Annotated in this window: 18 protein-coding genes; 8 read left to right on the plus strand and 10 right to left on the minus strand. The window is 61.1% G+C overall.

The genetic code is table 11. The annotated features are described in order from the left end of the window. Positions 1-62: 62 nt before the first annotated feature. From cgtA to rplU, 3 genes are all read right to left on the minus strand, one after another. The gene (gene cgtA / locus ABCR88_RS28295) at positions 63-1,286 is read right to left on the minus strand and encodes an Obg family GTPase CgtA (RefSeq protein WP_011063554.1); all 1,224 of its coding nucleotides are present in this window, start codon (positions 1,284-1,286) and stop codon (positions 63-65) included. A 195-nt stretch (positions 1,287-1,481) separates the two neighbouring features. Continuing rightward, complete coding sequence (gene rpmA / locus ABCR88_RS28300) at positions 1,482-1,739, minus strand: 50S ribosomal protein L27 (RefSeq protein WP_003228360.1); 258 nt, start codon at positions 1,737-1,739, stop codon at positions 1,482-1,484. Positions 1,740-1,774: 35 nt separating this feature from the next. Then, a complete protein-coding gene (gene rplU, locus ABCR88_RS28305) occupies positions 1,775-2,086 on the minus strand; it encodes a 50S ribosomal protein L21 (protein WP_003228361.1) in 312 nt (103 codons plus the stop codon). A gap of 378 nt (positions 2,087-2,464) precedes the next feature. On the opposite strand from rplU, the gene ABCR88_RS28310 reads away from it, so the two are divergent. The 3 genes from ABCR88_RS28310 (at position 2,465) to ABCR88_RS28320 (ending at position 4,375) form a co-directional block, all read left to right on the plus strand. Then, positions 2,465-3,433, plus strand: coding sequence for a polyprenyl synthetase family protein (locus ABCR88_RS28310; RefSeq protein ID WP_011063556.1), 969 nt, complete (start codon positions 2,465-2,467; stop codon positions 3,431-3,433). A gap of 124 nt (positions 3,434-3,557) precedes the next feature. Beyond that, entirely contained in the window at positions 3,558-3,899 is a 342-nt protein-coding gene (locus ABCR88_RS28315) for a zinc ribbon domain-containing protein YjdM (protein WP_011063557.1), read from the plus strand. Between the two features lie 206 nt (positions 3,900-4,105). Then, entirely contained in the window at positions 4,106-4,375 is a 270-nt protein-coding gene (locus tag ABCR88_RS28320; RefSeq protein ID WP_015637094.1) for a hypothetical protein, read from the plus strand. Between the two features lie 90 nt (positions 4,376-4,465). Here ABCR88_RS28320 and ABCR88_RS28325 read toward each other — a convergent pair whose 3' ends face one another. The 3 genes from ABCR88_RS28325 to ABCR88_RS28335 form a co-directional block, all read right to left on the minus strand. Further along, a complete protein-coding gene (locus tag ABCR88_RS28325; protein ID WP_007924751.1) occupies positions 4,466-5,083 on the minus strand; it encodes an FKBP-type peptidyl-prolyl cis-trans isomerase in 618 nt (205 codons plus the stop codon). A 127-nt stretch (positions 5,084-5,210) separates the two neighbouring features. Beyond that, positions 5,211-5,516, minus strand: a complete 306-nt coding sequence (locus ABCR88_RS28330; RefSeq protein ID WP_011063559.1) for a DUF6482 family protein — start codon at positions 5,514-5,516, stop codon at positions 5,211-5,213. 135 nt (positions 5,517-5,651) lie between these two features. Further along, on the minus strand, positions 5,652-6,140 hold the full coding sequence (locus tag ABCR88_RS28335; protein WP_015637095.1) for a TIGR00645 family protein: 489 nt from the start codon (positions 6,138-6,140) through the stop codon (positions 5,652-5,654). Between the two features lie 162 nt (positions 6,141-6,302). On the opposite strand from ABCR88_RS28335, the gene ABCR88_RS28340 reads away from it, so the two are divergent. After that, positions 6,303-8,129, plus strand: coding sequence for a hypothetical protein (locus ABCR88_RS28340; protein ID WP_350403734.1), 1,827 nt, complete (start codon positions 6,303-6,305; stop codon positions 8,127-8,129). Positions 8,130-8,132: 3 nt separating this feature from the next. On the opposite strand, the gene ABCR88_RS28345 is transcribed toward ABCR88_RS28340, so the two are convergent. Together ABCR88_RS28345 and ABCR88_RS28350 are read right to left on the minus strand one after the other, a co-directional pair. Beyond that, on the minus strand, positions 8,133-8,474 hold the full coding sequence (locus ABCR88_RS28345) for a hypothetical protein (protein ID WP_015637097.1): 342 nt from the start codon (positions 8,472-8,474) through the stop codon (positions 8,133-8,135). Positions 8,475-8,688: 214 nt separating this feature from the next. Further along, entirely contained in the window at positions 8,689-11,127 is a 2,439-nt protein-coding gene (locus ABCR88_RS28350) for an AAA family ATPase (RefSeq protein WP_015637098.1), read from the minus strand. Positions 11,128-11,403: 276 nt separating this feature from the next. Between ABCR88_RS28350 and ABCR88_RS28355 the strand changes: the two genes are divergently transcribed. From ABCR88_RS28355 to ABCR88_RS28370, 4 genes are all read left to right on the plus strand, one after another. Beyond that, positions 11,404-11,892, plus strand: a complete 489-nt coding sequence (locus ABCR88_RS28355; protein WP_325985255.1) for a DUF3015 domain-containing protein — start codon at positions 11,404-11,406, stop codon at positions 11,890-11,892. Between the two features lie 92 nt (positions 11,893-11,984). Then, a complete protein-coding gene (locus ABCR88_RS28360; RefSeq protein ID WP_041119947.1) occupies positions 11,985-13,838 on the plus strand; it encodes a DUF4105 domain-containing protein in 1,854 nt (617 codons plus the stop codon). Positions 13,839-13,997: 159 nt separating this feature from the next. Next, on the plus strand, positions 13,998-14,354 hold the full coding sequence (locus ABCR88_RS28365) for a hypothetical protein (RefSeq protein ID WP_011063566.1): 357 nt from the start codon (positions 13,998-14,000) through the stop codon (positions 14,352-14,354). A 73-nt stretch (positions 14,355-14,427) separates the two neighbouring features. Further along, on the plus strand, positions 14,428-14,919 hold the full coding sequence (locus tag ABCR88_RS28370) for a GreA/GreB family elongation factor (protein ID WP_011063567.1): 492 nt from the start codon (positions 14,428-14,430) through the stop codon (positions 14,917-14,919). 6 nt (positions 14,920-14,925) lie between these two features. Here the strand turns inward: ABCR88_RS28370 and gdhA are convergent, their stop codons facing one another. Further along, positions 14,926-16,263, minus strand: a complete 1,338-nt coding sequence (gdhA, locus tag ABCR88_RS28375) for an NADP-specific glutamate dehydrogenase (RefSeq protein ID WP_011063568.1) — start codon at positions 16,261-16,263, stop codon at positions 14,926-14,928. A gap of 288 nt (positions 16,264-16,551) precedes the next feature. Then, complete coding sequence (gene ettA, locus ABCR88_RS28380) at positions 16,552-18,216, minus strand: energy-dependent translational throttle protein EttA (RefSeq protein WP_011063569.1); 1,665 nt, start codon at positions 18,214-18,216, stop codon at positions 16,552-16,554. Positions 18,217-18,220: the final 4 nt, after the last annotated feature.

Below are 18,220 nucleotides of genomic sequence, written 5' to 3' on the forward strand. Positions count from 1 at the left end.
GATGATAACACCGCACCCTGCCAGATAAACCGTCTTCGCGGGGCAAGCCCGCTGCTGCCGAATCAGTCACGGACGTAAATGATTTCCGGACCATCTTCATCGTCAACGTCTTCTTCGTCCCAGTCATCATCACCGATGTCATGGACGCTCTTCACGCCACTGCGGCGCAGAGCACGCTGATCGTCAAGGGCCTGCAACTGGGCACGCGCCTCGTCTTCGATGCGCTGATCCAGCTCAGCCAGCTCGTCGGCATAGGCAGGGTCGGCTGCCAGGCGATCGGCACGATCCTCCAGGTAACGCATGATGTCGCGGCTCAGGCGCTCGGTACCATCCTTGGAGATGGCCGAGATGACGTATACCGGCCCCGTCCACTCCAGGCGATCAACGATTTCCTTGACCCGCTCTTCGCGCTCTTCCTCGAGGATCTGATCGGACTTGTTCAGCACCAGCCAGCGCTCGCGCTCGGCCAGGGACGGGCTGAACTTCATCAACTCATTGACAATCACCTCTGCCGCATCCGCCGGGCTGCTTTCATCCAGCGGCGCCATGTCCACCAGGTGCAGCAGGATACGCGTACGCGCCAGGTGCTTGAGGAAGCGAATCCCCAGGCCGGCACCATCGGAAGCCCCCTCGATCAGACCCGGAATGTCGGCGATCACGAAGCTCTTCCAGCGATCGACGCTGACCACACCCAGGTTCGGCACCAGGGTGGTGAACGGGTAATCGGCCACCTTCGGCTTGGCCGCGGACACCGAGCGGATAAAGGTACTTTTGCCCGCATTCGGCAAGCCCAGCAGACCCACGTCCGCCAACACCTTCAGCTCCAGCTTGAGATCACGCTGCTCACCCGGCTTGCCCGGAGTGGTCTGGCGCGGCGCACGGTTGGTACTGGACTTGAAACGGGTGTTGCCCAAACCGTGCCAGCCGCCCTGCACCACCATCAACCGCTGGCCAGCCTTGGTCAGGTCGCCAATGACTTCCTGAGTGCCCGCATCAATGATCGTGGTACCGACCGGAACCCGCAGCTCCAGATCCTCACCTTTCTTGCCGGTGCAGTCGGTACTGCCGCCATTGGAGCCGCGCTCGGCATCGAAGTGCCGGGTGTAGCGGTAGTCCACCAGGGTATTGAGGTTTTCGTCGGCGACCATGTAGATCGAGCCGCCATCACCACCATCACCACCGTTGGGACCACCGTTCTCGATGAACTTTTCCCGACGGAAACTCATGCAACCATTACCGCCGTCGCCAGCCTTTACTCGAATCGATACTTCATCAACAAACTTCATGTTCAAACGCCTCTCGCCACACGGGCGAGCTGAAAAGCACTAAGACATAAGACTCTTGCAAAAATGAGCGCAGCGACCTCAATCAACGACCGAAACATCCAACGCTGGCAGCTCGTACAAACAGTTTTGCAAGAGACTCATCCCACAAACGAAAAAGCCCCGTCGCGAGACAGGGCTTTTCCAGCGATCGCGCAATTAAGCTGCGACGACGCTCACGTAACGACGACCGAAGGCGCCTTTTACTTCAAACTTGATCACGCCTTCGATTTTCGCGAACAGGGTGTGATCTTTACCCATGCCAACGCCGTAGCCAGCGTGGAATTGGGTGCCGCGCTGACGCACGATGATGTTGCCGGCCTTGATGACCTGGCCGCCATACATCTTCACGCCAAGGCGTTTGGCTTCTGAGTCGCGACCGTTACGGGTACTACCACCAGCTTTTTTGTGTGCCATGAGTTCAATTCTCCTAGTGAGGAATTAGGCTGAAATTAAGCCTGAATACCGGTGATTTTGATCTCGGTGAACCACTGGCGGTGGCCCATACGCTTCATGTGGTGCTTACGGCGACGGAACTTGATGATGCGGACTTTATCGTGACGACCTTGGGAGATCACTTCAGCCTTGACGGTTGCGCCAGCAACAACAGGTGCGCCGATGTTCACGTCGTCGCCGTTGGCGACCAACAGAACGCGGTCAAAAGTCACGGATTCGCCAGTAGCGACTTCCAGTTTTTCGATCTTCAGGTATTCACCTTCAGCGACCTTGTATTGCTTACCGCCGGTAACGATTACTGCGTACATGGTATTTCTCCGATAATCCTGCTCACCCAGCTCTTTATAAGAAGAGGTATTGGCTGGCATGGCTGCATGGGGCTGGAACGGCCCAAGTGCAATTGCGTAAGGCAGGTGCTGCCCAGGAAGTTCAGGGTGCGCGATTGTACGCAAGGCTCAATGGCCTTGCAAGTGCCGTTCAGGCCACGCCGGACAACGCTGCCAGCCCTGGCGCCGGGGACCTAACCTCCTGAAACCTGGGTTTAATGGCAGCACGCGACTATACCCCAGTGTTTTACCCTGACAAATTACAGCCCGTCGGGGCTTTTGCCGTGCGGGACCGCGCCTTGACACCCGCGGACGTGGGTCCTAGCATGCCGCGCAACCCTTCTGGAGCACCTGTCGCTGATGCAACCCCAAGCTTTCTACCGCGCGGTGGCGGACGATTTTAGCGCCGTCGACGGCATCATCAAGAAACAGCTGACCTCCCGAGTTCCGCTGGTTTCCAAAATCGGCGATTACATCACCTCGGCCGGAGGCAAGCGCCTGCGTCCTTTATTGGTGCTGCTGTGCGGCAAGGCCCTGGGTCGCGAAGGCGACGACCTGCGCCTGCTGGCCGCCACCATCGAATTCCTGCACACCGCCACTCTGCTGCATGACGACGTGGTCGACATGTCCGGCATGCGCCGTGGCCGCTCAACCGCCAACGCCATGTGGGGCAACGCTCCCAGCGTACTGGTGGGCGACTTCCTGTACTCGCGCTCGTTCGAAATGATGGTCGAGCTCGGCTCGATGCCGGTCATGCGCATCCTGTCCCAGGCCACCCGGATCATCGCTGAAGGCGAAGTCCTGCAGCTCTCCAAGGTGCGTGACGCCAGCACCACCGAAGAAACCTACATGGAAGTCATCCGCGGCAAGACCGCGATGCTCTTCGAAGCCTCGACCCACAGCGCCGCCGCACTGGCCGGCGCCACCGAGGAACAGGCCGAAGCCCTGCGCACCTTTGGCGACCATCTGGGCGTGGCCTTCCAACTGGTGGACGACCTGCTGGACTACCGCGGCGATGCCGAGACCCTGGGCAAGAACGTCGGTGACGATCTGGCAGAAGGCAAGCCGACGCTGCCGCTGATCTACACCATGCGCGAAGGCACACCGGAGCAGGCAGCCCTGGTTCGCCAGGCGATCCAGAAAGGCGGCATCGAAGATCTGGAAAGCATCCGTGCCGCCGTCGAGGCCTCGGGTTCCCTGGACTACACCGCACAACTGGCCCGCGATTACGTCGCGCGCGCCATCACTTGCCTGGAAGCCCTGCCACCGAGCGAGTACCGCGATGCCCTGGTGGAACTGAGCGAATTCGCCGTCGCCCGCACCCACTAAACAGCCCGGCTCCTGCTCATCACAGGAGCCGGCTCGTTGCTCTGCCCCCCCCCTTCATCCCCTCTCGCCCACAAAACCCTATACAATGTGCGCTTTTTAGCCATCCTGACTTTGAGGAGCTTAAGTGAGCACTTTGCCACCCTGCCCAAAATGCAATTCCGAATACACCTACGAGGACGGCACCCAGCTGATCTGCCCTGAGTGCGCCCACGAGTGGTCCGCCAGCGGTGAAGCCGAAGCCGTATCCGATGAAGCCGTGAAGAAAGATTCGGTGGGCAACGTGCTGCAAGACGGCGACACCATTACCGTGATCAAGGACCTCAAGGTCAAGGGCACCTCGCTGGTGGTCAAGGTCGGCACCAAGGTCAAGAACATCCGCCTGTGCGATGGCGACCATGACATCGACTGCAAGATCGACGGAATCGGCCCGATGAAACTCAAGTCCGAGTTCGTCCGCAAGGTCTGAATCCAGCCCCTCTCGCGCCCGCCGCGAGAGGGTTCCCCCCCTGCGTCCCTCCCCGCTCGGTCAACCCGCAACCTTGCTAGCAAAAAGCCAGTCGATTTGATCGAAAACAATTTCTGCACAGAAAAAAGCAGAAACCGCCAATAGGCACTTGCTATTCATTGAATAAGAATTATTCTCATTGAACCCCATTCAAGGAGATGACGACCATGACTTATTTGATTGATGCCTGGCTGGACCGCCCACACCCTTACCTGCGAATCCTGCATCGGGAAACCGGGGAAGTCTGTGCGGTACTGGAAGAGGAAGCCCTGAACGAGCTGCAGGACCAGGGAGATCTGGACCTGAACGGCCTGAGCTCCAGCGAACCGCTGGTACTCAAGGAATTGGTGCGCAACCTGTTTTTGTTCTGCTACGCCAGAGCCTTGCGGCCGACCGGCACCGATGGTCAAAGCCTGAGCGCAAAAATCCGTCTATGAAACCAAAGCCGATCAAGGGGCAAGCTTGCCGGCGATGAGCAGACCGCGAGTGCGCAGACTTCATCGCCAGCAAGCTGGCTCCTACAGGGGTTACAGAACGTCCAGCAGCTCGACGTCGAACACCAGGACGCTGTGCGGCGGGATGCTGCCCACGCCTTGCGCGCCGTAAGCCAGTTCGCTCGGCACGTACAGACGCCATTTGCTACCGGCGTTCATCAGTTGCAGCGCTTCGGTCCAGCCAGCGATCACGCCGCCAACCGGGAATTCGGCAGGCTGGCCGCGCTCGTAGGAGCTGTCGAACACAGTGCCGTCGATCAGGGTGCCGTGGTAGTGAGTGCGAACGCTGTCTTCACGGGATGGCTTGGCGCCTTCGCCCTGGGTCAGCACTTCGAACTGCAGGCCGGAAGCCAGGGTGGTGATGCCTTCACGCTTGGCGTTTTCCGCCAGGAATGCCAGACCGGCACCGGCAGCCGCTTCGGCCTTGGCAGCGGCTTCAGCCTGCATGATTTCGCGGATGACTTTGAAGCTGGCAGACATTTCTTCCTGACCCACACGGCTTGGCTTACCGGCGAAAGCGTCGGTCAGACCGGCCAGGATTGCATCCAGGCTCACGCCCGGTGGCGGGTTGTCACGCAGTTGGTCGCCCAGCTGACGGCCGATGCCGTAGCTGACGCGGGTTTCGTCGGTGGACAGATTTACTTCGGACATGACACTGCTCCGCTGTGCGGACGGCTCGGGAAAGGCCGTGGAAACACAGCACCTTCCGGAGCGCCCGGAACCAAAAGGGCGAGCAGACTAGCACAGAAGTCCGGCGACAATCAGCGCAACCCCGGCGCTACCAGCCGGAGTGCAGGGTGATCGGCACCTTGAGGCTTTCCTCGGCGCTGGCAGACAACCCGCACATCTCGTCATGCACCGAGGTGTGGATCAGGTTGAACGGCAGCTTGGGAAACGACTGCAGCACTTCACGGGCATGCTCCACCGAACGCAGATGAAACATCTGCCCATGGGCATCGCTCAACGGGTATGCAGCCCCGTGCATGCGCGCCTCAAGCAGGTAGATTCCGCCTTCCAGCGAAATCAGGTTCAACTCATCGACTTTTCCGGCAATGGCGTAGGCATTCATTTCCTGCAGGTTCATGAGCGCACCTCGTGCAATTGAAAGCCATGACCCCTACAGGCATATGCCCCGCCCGGAAAAAGCACAAGCCACAAACAACGCCGCCCGTCCGTTTCGCAACGGCCGGGCGGCAGGTGTCCGGTGGGCAGGGGGCGGTCAGTGCTTAGTCAGCTTGTCCAGGTACCCCATGGCAAATGCCGAGATCACGAAGGTCATGTGGATCACCACGTACCACAGCAGGTACTCGGTGGGGGTGTTCTTGGCGTCCATGAACACCCGCAGCAGGTGGATCGAGGAGATCGCGACGATGGACGCCGCCACTTTCATCTTCAGCGACGAAGAATCCATCTTGCCCAGCCAGCTGAGCTTTTCCTTGTCCTCATCGATGTCCAGCTGCGACACGAAATTTTCGTAGCCGGAAATCATCACCATCACCAGCAGGCCACCCACCAGCGCCATGTCGATCAGCGACAGCAGCACCAGGATCAGGTCGGACTCGGCCATGGAGAACACATTGGGAATAACGTGGAAGACTTCTTGGAAAAACTTCAATGCCAGTGCCAGCAGGCCCAGGGACAATCCGAAGTAGATCGGCGCCAGCAGCCAGCGTGAGGCATACATTGCATTTTCGATAAAACGTTCCATTGAATCTCGTACCCGGTGTAAAAACGGCGGCGAGTATATCAGCGCGCCAAAAGCCCATAAACCACAGACAATCCCCTGACCCACGGGTTTTTCCGAACGTTTTTTCTGCTAGTGTCGAAGCCATTGCCACCGCCCATCGACACTGGACAGGAAGACTGGAAAATGGATTTGCGATTGCCTTTGGCCAGCTTCGGCCTCGGTCTGGCGCTGCTGATCAGCGGCGGCTGTTCACCCAGCGACGAAAAGAAGCAGGCCAGCCTCGAAGAGAGGACCGCACAGTTTGAAAAATCCCTGGACGCCATCCAGGACCCCAAGCTCAAGGACGCCATCGCCGACCTCGGCGGCTCACTGCTGCTGCTGGAGCGTGCGCAGATCAAGCTCGACAGCAAGCCGATCGAAACCGAATACGGTGACGACAGCCTGGCCCTGCTCAAGCACTACCCCACGGCCCAGGCGCTGGTGGACACCTACGTCAATGGCCTGTTCGTGCTGCGCAAGCCCTCCAGCTCGGACTACCTGACCGACCTGCAGCCGGTGTTCCCCTTCAGCTTCAACATGCCCGCGCAGTTCCCCTTTCCCCATGGCCTGGAGTGGCAGTCCGTCACCCTGAGCAACAAGAAGGTCATCCCCTTTCAGCCCGAATGGTCGGAAACCGACCCGGGGATTCAACTCAGCCCGTCCAGTTCCAACCTGACCAACCCGGATGACCTGACCGTGACCTATCCCTTCATCGAGGGCCTGGAAGTGGACAACAAGAACCAGCCGCAGCCAGTCTCGCTGCAGGGCAAGCTGGAAGTGATAGCTCCCGGCCGCACCCTGACCTTCGAACTGACCCGGGCCGACATCGGCAAGCCACGCCAGGACGGCAACATCAGCCTGACCTTGCTGGCGCTGGAAAAGAATGTCGCCGAGATCGAACTGAGCAATAACGCCGCCCTGCCTCAAGAAGCCGACGACGCCTCCCTCAACCCCTTGCTGGCGCAGGCTCGGGACAGCAGCGGGCAAATCCTCTCTCGGTCGGGCTCGATCAATGAGAGCGCCCAGCAGGTCGCCTTTTACCGCCAGCAACTGGCCGAGATGCAGAAGCAGAAGAGCTGGAGCGAGGCCTTCGAGAAGCAACTGGAGGATGAGCAGAAAGCCTTCGACCAGCAGCACACCCAGCATTACGCCAAGGTGTATTTCAACGGCCAGATCGACAAGCTGGAGGTCGCCGTACTCGACTTCGCTCAGGCCAGCGTGACCCGCAAGGACCTCGACCTGCCGGTACACCGCTTCGATCGGCTCACCACCGACAAGAACATCCAGCCACTGCCGATGCCGGTGGTGGTCTATGACGATCAGGCCGCCAGCTACCTCAAGGGCGCGGAGCTTGATGAGGATTCATTGAAAAAGTCCGTGACCATCAGCCAATCGGTGGAAGATGCCAGTGCAGCACGCATTGAGTTCAGCCATCCGCGGACCTTCAACGACGAACTGCTGGGCTCGGAGTTCAATGCCGGCGACACCCCGCTGACCTTCTTCACTCAGGACGACAAGGGCCAGCGTGGCGAACCGATCGAACTGCCGGACGAGGCCTTTGAAATCGACCCCATGCGTGGCGTCATCACCTACGACCTGAACCTGTTCCCGGAAACCCCGGCCTATGCCGTCGGCTCTATCCCGCTGTTTCTCGCCAACATCGAGAAAAAGACCATCAGTGCCCAGCAACTGCCCAAGGGCCTGGAGCTCAAGGGCAATGCCCTGATAGTCGACCAGAAGCTCTTTCCCGGGGATGCCTGGCGCTTCTATGCCAAGGACGACAGTGGCCAGTACCTGAAGGAGATCCTTGCCGTCAGCCACGGCGCCTCGAACAACGGGCCCGCGCTGTTCGACGTGCATTACTTCTACGGCCAGCCCAGCCAACTGGAAAGCTACGAGCGCAGCGAACTCAATGCCGTCGAATACGGCTTTGAGGTCAAACTCGACAAAGCCGAGCCGACACCACCCTAGCCATCAATGTTCGGGATGGAACTGGAAATCCCCGGCGTGACGCCCCCGCTCACCGTTGATCTGCCGCAGTTGGGCCTGCAGATGCAGGCACCATATCTGCGGATCGTCGGCCAGTTGGTAACCGTGGGTAGTCAGGCTTTCAACGATCGAATCGAGGATCGATTCGGCCACCACAGGTCCGCAGAACGGCCCTTGGGACTTGATCGCCGAGGGTTGTTCACCGGCCATTCCGGCGGCGAAGAGAAGGGTCCACATACCGTTGTCCCCCGCCAAAGGGCGAACAATGCATTCGATACGGGTAACCAGGCCAAGGCATTGGCGAGTAAGGCAAAGGTTGCGCGACATGGCGGCGACCCTCGGTAGATCCACTATTCAGCCTTCAACGCAAGGCTGTTTCGATCCAGCGACGACTGTCGTTCTCCTTGCCCTGAGAATAGAAGAAAAGCCTGATAAACAAAGTTGACCGATCCAACAGGCGCCGAATGGTCTATTTTGAAAAATTGGCGTCAGCGGCCTGGCGCCGATGGCGAGGGAACACCCCCCTCGCCATCGAACAGCATCATGCCGGCTTGGTATCGGCCAACGCCTCCTGGGCCTGTTCTTTCTCGGCCTCCTTCAGGTCGTCTTCGCTGATCATCTCGGCAATCACCCGCAGCCGCTCCACCACACGCGCATTGACGCTGCCCTCGGGAAACTGCCCTTCGGCATCAGGCTCGCCAGCCGGCTCGCCCACCAGGAGGCTCAGGGCCTCATCGGCCTGACGCACCGCATACACATGGAACTGCCCGGCTCGCACCGCCTGCAAGACCTTCTCGTCGAGCATCAGAGTGGCGACGTTGGCCTGGGGAATGATCGCCCCCTGCTCCCCGGTCAGGCCACGGGCCTCGCACAGACGGAAGAAGCCTTCGATCTTCTCGTTGACCCCGCCGACCGCCTGCACCTCACCAAACTGGTTGATCGAGCCGGTAATGGCGAAGCACTGCTTGAGCGGGGTTTTGGAGAGCGCCGAAATCAGCGTGCAGGCCTCGCCCAGCGAAGCACTGTCACCGTCCACATAGCCATAGGACTGCTCCAGGGCGATGCTCGCGGAAATCGCCAGGGGGAACTCCTGGGCATAACGGCTGCCCAGGTAACCCGTGAGGATCATCACCCCCTTGGAGTGGATCGGCTGGCCGAGATTGACCTCGCGCTCGATGTCGACGATACCGCTGCCGCCGGGGTAGACCGTGGCCGAGATCCGCGCCGGCACGCCAAAGGCCGAGTCCCCGACCTCCAGCACCGTCAGGCCGTTGCACTTGCCTACCGCGGCACCATCGGTGTCGATGAGGATGATGCCCGCCAGCATGTCGTCGAGAATCCGCGCCGACACCCGCCCGGTACGCGTGGCCTTGGCCTTCAGCGCGCGCTCGATATGCCCGGCGTCAGTCATTTCATCCGAAGCCAGGTGCCGGATGAAATCGGCTTCGCTGACCAGTTGGAACAGATCACCGATACGCGCCGACAAGCGCCCCTGATGCTCCGCCAGGCGTGCACTGTAGGTGGCCAGCCGCGCCACGGCGTCGGCGGTCAGTGGCGCCATGCCCTCTTCCGAAGTCCGGGTCTTCAGCAACTGGGCGAACTGCTCCAGGCTTTCATCCACCATCGGAATGTCTTCGTCGAAATCCACCAGTACCCGGAACATCTCCTGGAAGTCCGGATCCAGGTCCTGCAGCGTGTAATACAACTGGCGGGCGCCAATGATGATGACCTTGACCTGCAGCGGAATCACCTGTGGCGTCAGGGTCACAGTGGCCAGGCGGCCCATCTCGCCCAGTGGCGACTCCATCTTCAGCTTGCGCGATTGCAGGGCGCGCTTGAGCGCGTCCCAGACAAAGGGTTCGCTGAGCATCTTCTCGGCTTCCAGAATCAGGAAACCGCCATTGGCCCGGTGTAAGGCGCCAGGGCGCAACTGCCGGTAGGTGGTGTAGAGCGCACCCTGGTCGGTGCTGTACTCGATGCGCCCAAACAGGTTGTCGTAGGTCGGATGAGGCTCGAATACCACCGGGGCACCACCGCTGGCCGGGTGACCGACCACCAGGCTCGGGCAGTACTGTTCTTCCAGCAGCTTGCGCGCCACGGCGTCGGTCTTGCTGTCGTCCACCAGTTGTTCGACCACGGTCTTCAACAGATAGACCTGCATGGCCTGCAGGTAGCCACAGACCGCGGCGTTTTCCGCGTACTTCTCGGACAGCGGTGCGAGCAGGGGCTGCAGGGCCAGGGTGATGGTTTCTTCATTGAGCTGGCGCAACTGGTTGCTCGACTCGCGCTTCCATTGCGGCAGGCTCGCCAGTTCTTCGTTGAGGCGCTCCTCCAGGGCAGAAATGTCCTCGTGGAAGCGTTCGCGATCGGCCTCGGGCAACTGGGCGAACTCAGCCTCGTCCAGGGCCTTGCCTTCGAACATCGGGGTAAAGGCGATGTTGCTGCTGTCGCGGTACAGCGCCACGTCCTTTTCCAGGGCCAGGCGCTCGATCACATCCAGGGCGCGGTCATAGCGCTGGTTGAAGGCGCGATCGATGGCGCTCTTCTTCTGCTGGTACGAAGGGTGCTCGAAGACCGCCGGAAAGGTGGCCAGCAGGTTATCGATCAGGCCGTTGATGTCGCTGATGAAACTGCCCGCGGCCCCCGCTGGCAGCTCCAGTGCCCGGGGTTCCCGGGGCTCGTCGAAGTTGTTGACATAGACCCAGTCCGACGGGGTCTGCAGGCGCTTGCCTTCGGCCTTCAGATAGCGTTTGACGAAAGAGAAGCGGCCGGTGCCCGGCTCGCCCATGACAAAGACGTTGTAGCCGGGGCGCGGCATGGCCACGCCAAACTGCAAGGCTTCGACCGCACGTTCCTGGCCTAGCACACCGCGGAAGGGCTCCAGATCATTGGTGGTGGAGAAGCTGAACTGTTCAGCAGAGAAAGGACGGGTCAGCGCTTCAGGCGCAAGACGCAGGCTGGCAGCAACAGGATCAGGCATCGGGCTTCCTTACATCAGGCGGGGCAGATGGCGGCATTCTGGCGCCGGGTATGCCCGGCTGGCAAGGCGCGCCTCAGGGGAAAGCATAGCCAAGCCGCAGGCCACGACCCGCACCAAGTAAAACCAGCTGTTTCAGGTATTGTTTTGTAAATAGTTACGGAACCTGAGGAACCTGCCTAAACTCCAAACTGCGCGGCTGGATAGATAACCGGCCCACTGGCGCCCACACGGGCCAGTCTCCCTGTCCATTGGTATGCACACAAAGAGAACAACGCTATGAAACGGATTCTTCTCGGTACTCTTTTCACCGCTGTATCCCTCAACGCCATGGCCCAGGCGCCAGGCGGCCCGGATTGCGGCTGGGGCAACATGCTGTTCGAAGGCCAGCGCGGCACTCCGGCGCACTTCCTCGCATCCACCACCAACGGCACCTCAGGCAACGCCACTTTCGGCATGACCTCCGGTACCAACGGCTGCTCGACCAATGCCTCGCTGACCTATGGCGGCAAGTCCTGGTTCGCCATGAACGGCATGATGAACGAGCTCTCCGAAGACATGGCCAAGGGTCAAGGCGAAGCCCTGACCACCTACGCCGTGGTACTCGGTGTAGCCCCTGAGGATCGCGCGCACTTTGCCGCGGTTACCCACGCGCACTTCCAACAGATCTTCAGCAAGGCTGACGTGACCGCGGAAGATGTGCACACCAATACCCTGGCCGTGTTGAAAAACGACGCGCGCCTGGCCAAGTACGCAACCCCAGCTTAAGCTCGCCCCACCCGCTCCTCGCGAGGAGCGGGTTTTATTTTCCGGACCTTGCCCACCTTGGGTCTTTGTATTTCCGACTTAAGTTGCCCAACATGCTCAAACGCCTTGCCTACCTGGCGCTCTGTGTCTGCGCCCCGCTGTATGCCGCGCCTCACATCGACCCTCAACGTTTGCAGCAACTGGCCAATGACCCCTTCTGGATATCCATAGGTCACTACGAAACTGCCAAGCTCGGCGGCTGGCGCAGTTATGTCAGCGACCCGAAATTCTTCCTCGCTGCCGACGGTGCCCACCATCCCGACGCTGAGCTGGCCGCGACCCTAAACGCCCTCTACGCTCCCGCCGATGCGGGTGACCAGCATGCCCAGTGCGTCTACCCGTCCCGCACCCGCTGGCTCAAGGCGCAACTGGGCCTGAACGACTTGCCTCCGGTGGAATGCGCCGAGTTCAAGCAATGGTTCAAAGATGTCTCGCCCCACAGCACGGTGATGATCTTTCCCGCGGCCTACCTGAACAGCCCCTCGTCGATGTTCGGCCACACCCTGCTGCGCATCGATCAGGCGGACGTACAGAGCAACAACACCGCGCTGCTCAGCTACGCAATCAACTTCGGGGCCTATATCGAGGGCTCGGACAACAGCATTCTCTACGCCTGGAAAGGCCTGATGGGCGGCTATCCGGGGCTGTTCGCTCTGGTGCCCTACCAGGAGAAGCTCTCGGAATACCGCAGCCTGGAAAACCGCGACCTGTGGGAATACCGCCTGAACCTGACCCAGGCCGAAACCGAACGCATGGTGGAGCATGTCTGGGAACTCAAGCAGATCAAGTTCGACTACTTCTTCTTCGATGAAAACTGCTCCTACCGGCTCCTGGAACTGCTGCAAGTGGCGCGCCCCAGCCTGCGCCTGACCGAACAGTTCCCGCTGACGGCGATCCCTACCGATACGGTCAAGGCAGTCAAGGACGCCGGGCTGGTGGAACGCATCGACTATCGCCCGTCCCGGGAGCGGGAGCTGCTGAGCCGCGCCCAGCCCCTGGACCCGGAAGAACAGCAATGGGTGCTCAAGGTCAGCGCTGACCAGAAGCAATTGCAGGCCCCTGAGCTGAAGGCTCTGCCCCGGGATCGACAGGCCTTGATCGTGGATGCCGCCTACCGTCTTGAACGCTACCGGGCCAACGGCCTGGAACGAGATGCGCAGCGCTCGCAACGCAGTTTCGAACTGCTGCGGGCAATCAACCAGAACCCGGCACCGGAGCTGCAGATCCAGCGCCCCGGCCTGCCGGAAGACGGCCACCAGTCGCGCACCTGGCAGCTGGGAGTCGGCACCCGGGACGACAAGGCCTTCGCCGAGTACGGCCTGCGCATGGCCTATCACGACCTCAACGACAACGCCGAAGGCTTCCCCCTGGGGGCGCAGATCGAGATCCTGCAGATGAAGCTGCGCCAGTACGAAGGCAACCACTGGCAGTTGCAACAGTTGGACCTGGCGACCATCCGTTCCCTGACCCCACGCAATGACCTGCTGCAACCCTGGTCCTGGCAGGTCACCGGCGGCCTGGAGCGAGTACCGGGCAAACACGACGACGAGACCCTGGTCAGCCACGTCAACGGCGGGGCCGGCGGCACCTGGCAGTTGGGCGAGGACACCCTGGGCTTTGTCCTGGGCACGGTGCGGGTCGAGCACAACGCCGACTTCGCCGGTTTCATCGCCCCGGCAGCGGGCTTCAACTCCGGGCTGCTGTGGAAAAACCCGCTGGGCAACTTCAGCCTTGAGGCCAAGGGCGACTACTTCACCAATGGCGAGGTACGCCGCAGCCTGAGCCTCAACCAGCAGTGGGAGCTGTCGCGCAACCTGGGCCTGCGCCTGAGCGCACAGCGGGAGTTCAGCCAACTGGCGACTCCGGTCAACGAGGTCATGCTCGAACTCAAGTGGTATCACTACTAAAGGCAGCCAGAGGCCGCTCTCAAGGGCCCTGGAAGGTGCTGCGAACCTTGTCGCAGCCTGCACCAGCGGCCACGGATAAATGGGTTGATCACCCAGCTTTCACGGCTTGCTGACAAACGCCCTTCTAGACTTCACGCAGAGGAAGCCTGGGAGACGAAAATGTGGCGGTACGGGTGGGCAGCGCTGTTGCTGGCGCTAGTCGGTGGCTGTGAATCAACCCATGAGCATCTGCTGGCGCAGGGCTATCCGCCGGCCTTTGCCGATGGCTTCGATGCCGGCTGCGTCAGCGGCCGCCAGGCGGCAGGCTCCATGAGCGGAGAGTTTCGCAAGGACGTACCGCGCTACCTCAAGGACGCGCAATACGCCGAAGGCTGGAACGATGGTTTCCGCCAATGCCAGGCCATGCTGGAGAACCAGGACCGCAACGAGTATCGAGAGCGGCACTGGGACGAGCGCGAGCGAGCCTGGCAGCAGGAAAAGGACCGCGATGCGGCCCGGGCCTATCGTTCGCCGTAGGTCGCTTTCAGGTAACCGCCCAGGTGAAAAGCCTGCAACCATGGTCCACCCGCCTCCCTTCAAGGAGAAAACCGTGAGCCGCGCTTTCGTCAATGAAGATCAAGCCGCCCAGGCCGAGCAGCCGGTGGAGCGCCAGATCAGCGCCCAGCCCAATTACGTCACACCCCAGGGCCTTGCCGAATTGCAGGCCAGGGTTGCCCTGCTGCACAGCCAGCACAGCGAGCAAAACGACCTGGGGGATGACGCCGACAAGCAGCGAATGGCAGAGCTTGAGCGCGACCTGCGCTATTTCACCCAGCGCCTGCACAGCGCCCAAGTGGTGACGACGGCCAATTCAACCGACAAGGTGCAGATCGGCAGCCGGGTGACCTTCGCCGATGAACAGGATCGCCAGCAAAGCGTGCAATTGGTGGGGGAGGATCAAGCGGATGCGGCCAAGGGGCTGATCAACTGGGCCTCGCCCCTGGGTCGTGCCCTACTGGGAGCACAACCGGGGGACGAAGTCCTGTGGCAAAGGCCGGCGGGCAATCAGTTGATCGAGATCATCCGCATCGAACCGGCCTGAGACGGTTCAGACCACGCCCTGGGCCAGCATGGCATCGGCGACCTTGACGAAGCCGGCGATGTTCGCACCCTTCACGTAGTTGATCCGGCCATTCTCTTCGCCATAGTGCACGCAAGCGTGGTGGATCGACTGCATGATGTTGTGCAGCTTGCTGTCCACTTCACCGGCGGTCCACAGCAGGCGCATGGCGTTCTGCGACATTTCCAGGCCACTCACCGCCACGCCACCGGCGTTGGACGCCTTGCCCGGGGCGAAGAGGATGCCCGCGTCGATAAAGATATCCACAGCCTCCAGAGTGGTCGGCATGTTGGCACCTTCGGCGACACAGGTGCAGCCGTTGCGCAGCAGGGTACGGGCCGCCTCGGCGTCCAGTTCATTCTGCGTGGCGCAGGGCAAGGCGATATCGCACGGCAGGTCCCACGGAGTCTGGCCGGCGCGGAACTCCAGGCCGAACTGGCTCGCCAGCTCGCTGATACGCCCACGCTGCACGTTCTTGAGTTCCAGTACCGCCAGCCACTGCTCTTCGCTCAGGCCCGACTCGCAATACAGGGTGCCTTCGGAATCGGACAGGGAGATCACCTTGCCACCCAGGTCCATGACCTTGCGCGCCGCATACTGGGCCACGTTGCCGGAGCCGGAGATCGCCACGCGCTTGCCTTCGACCCGATCACCGCGGCGCTTGAGCATTTCCTCGGCGAAGTACACGCAGCCAAAGCCCGTGGCCTCGGGGCGGATCAGGCTGCCACCGTAGCTGATGCCCTTGCCGGTCAGCACCGACGTGAACTGGTTGCTCAGGCGTTTGTACTGGCCAAAGAGGAAACCGATTTCCCGGGCACCCACGCCGATGTCACCGGCCGGGACGTCAACGTCGGCACCGATATGCCGGTACAGCTCGCTCATGAAGGCCTGGCAGAAGCGCATCACCTCGGCGTCGCTCTTGCCCTTGGGGTTGAAGTCCGAACCGCCCTTGCCGCCGCCCATGGGCAGGGAGGTCAGGGAGTTCTTGAAGGTCTGCTCGAAGGCGAGGAATTTCAGCACGCCCATGTTGACCGAGGGATGGAAGCGCAGGCCGCCCTTGTACGGGCCGATGGCGCTGTTCATCTGGATGCGGAAGCCGCGGTTGACCCGAACCTTGCCCTGATCGTCGACCCACGACACGCGAAAGACCACCGCGCGTTCAGGCTCGCAGATCCGCTCGAGAATACCGGAGCTCAGGTAGTGCGGATTGGCTTCGAGAAACGGCCAGAGGCTGCGCAGGACCTCTTCCACCGCCTGATGGAATTCAGGCTGGTCCGGGTCGCGTTTTTTCAGGCGGGCGAGGAAGTCTTCGACGGATTCGATCATGGGAAGTCTCGGCAAATTTATTGTCGTTAAGAAGAGATTTGCCCGGGACTTTATCAATTCAATCCGCACCGCGACAGCGCAAAATGTCGCAGATATGAATTTAAATGGTGCAATAAATATAAATAGCCCGGTTCTACAGGTGTTTTACGCACCGAATTGGTGACAAAAATTAACTGCTTTGCACTCACTTTGAACGTTGAGCCACGCCCCCGAATTAACCGCCGTGGTTTCTGCCAGGCATAAAAAAACGGAGCCCGAAGGCCCCGTTTTTTTCAAGCAGCTAACCGATCAGGCCAGCTTCTTGTGCCGTACCCGGTGCGGTTGCGCCGCGGCTTCGCCCAGGCGTTTCTTGCGATCGGCTTCGTACTCGGTGTAGTTGCCTTCGAAGAACACCGCTTGGGAGTCGTCTTCGTACGCCAGGATGTGAGTGGCCACCCGGTCCAGGAACCACCGATCGTGGGAGATCACAATGGCGGCGCCCGGGAAGTCCAGCAGGGCTTCTTCCAGGGAGCGCAGGGTTTCAACGTCGAGGTCGTTGGAAGGTTCGTCGAGCAGCAGGACGTTGCCACCCTCCTTCAGGGTCAGGGCCAGGTGCAGGCGGCCGCGCTCACCACCGGACAGGTCCTTGACGAACTTCTGCTGGTCGCCGCCCTTGAAGTTGAAACGGCCGACGTAGGTACGCGACGGGATCTCGTAGTTGCCGATGCGGATCTGGTCGGAGCCGTCGGAGATCTGCTGGAACACGGTCTTGCTGCCGTCCAGGTCCTCACGGCTCTGGTCCACGCAGGCAAGCTGCACGGTTTCACCGATCTCGATGCTGCCCGAATCCGGGGTTTCCTTGCCCATGAGCATGCGGAACAGGGTCGATTTACCGGCACCGTTACCGCCGATCACGCCGACAATGGCGCCCTTGGGCATGGAGAACGACAGGTTGTCGATCAGCACGCGATCGCCGTAGCCCTTGGTGACGTTCTTGAATTCGATGACCTTGTCACCCAGGCGCGGGCCGGCCGGGATGTAGATCTCGTTGGTTTCGCTGCGCTTCTGGAATTCCTGGGACTGCATTTCCTCGAAGCGTTGCAGACGAGCCTTGGATTTCGACTGGCGGGCCTTGGCGCCTTTGCGCACCCACTCCAGCTCTTCCTTCATGGCCTTTTCATGGGCCGACTGCTGCTTGGATTCCTGGGCCAGACGGTCGGACTTGGCTTCCAGCCAACCGGAGTAGTTGCCCTCGTAAGGAATGCCGGCGCCGCGGTCGAGTTCCAGAATCCAGCCGGCAACGTTGTCCAGGAAGTAACGGTCGTGCGTGATCGCAACCACGGTGCCCGGGAAGTCGTGGAGGAAGTGCTCCAGCCAGGCGACGGAGTCGGCGTCCAGGTGGTTGGTGGGTTCGTCGAGCAGCAGCATGTCAGGGGCCGACAGCAGCAGGCGGCACAGGGCCACACGACGCTTCTCGCCACCGGACAGGTGCTCGACCTTGGCGTCCCAGGCCGGCAGGCGCAGGGCGTCGGCGGCCACTTCCAGCTGGCGCTCCAGGTTGTGGCCGTCGCTGGCCTGCAGGATGGCTTCCAGCTTGGCCTGCTCGGCGGCCAGCTTGTCGAAGTCGGCATCCGGCTCGGCATAGGCGGCGTAGACCTCGTCCAGGCGCGCCTGGGCGTCCTTGATCACGCTGACCGCTTCCTCGACCACTTCACGCACGGTCTTGGCCGGGTCCAGCTGGGGTTCCTGGGGCAGGTAACCGATGTTCAGGTCCGGCATCGGGCGGGCTTCGCCCTCGAACTCGGTGTCGACGCCGGCCATGATCTTCAGCAGCGTGGACTTGCCCGAACCGTTGAGGCCCAGCACGCCGATCTTGGCGCCAGGGAAAAAGGACAGGGAGATGTTTTTCAGGATTTCCCGCTTCGGCGGAACAACCTTGCCCAGCCGATGCATGGTGAAGACGTATTGAGCCATGGTG

Source organism: Pseudomonas sp. W17 (genome assembly GCF_040268305.1).
Lineage (GTDB): Bacteria > Pseudomonadota > Gammaproteobacteria > Pseudomonadales > Pseudomonadaceae > Aquipseudomonas > Aquipseudomonas protegens.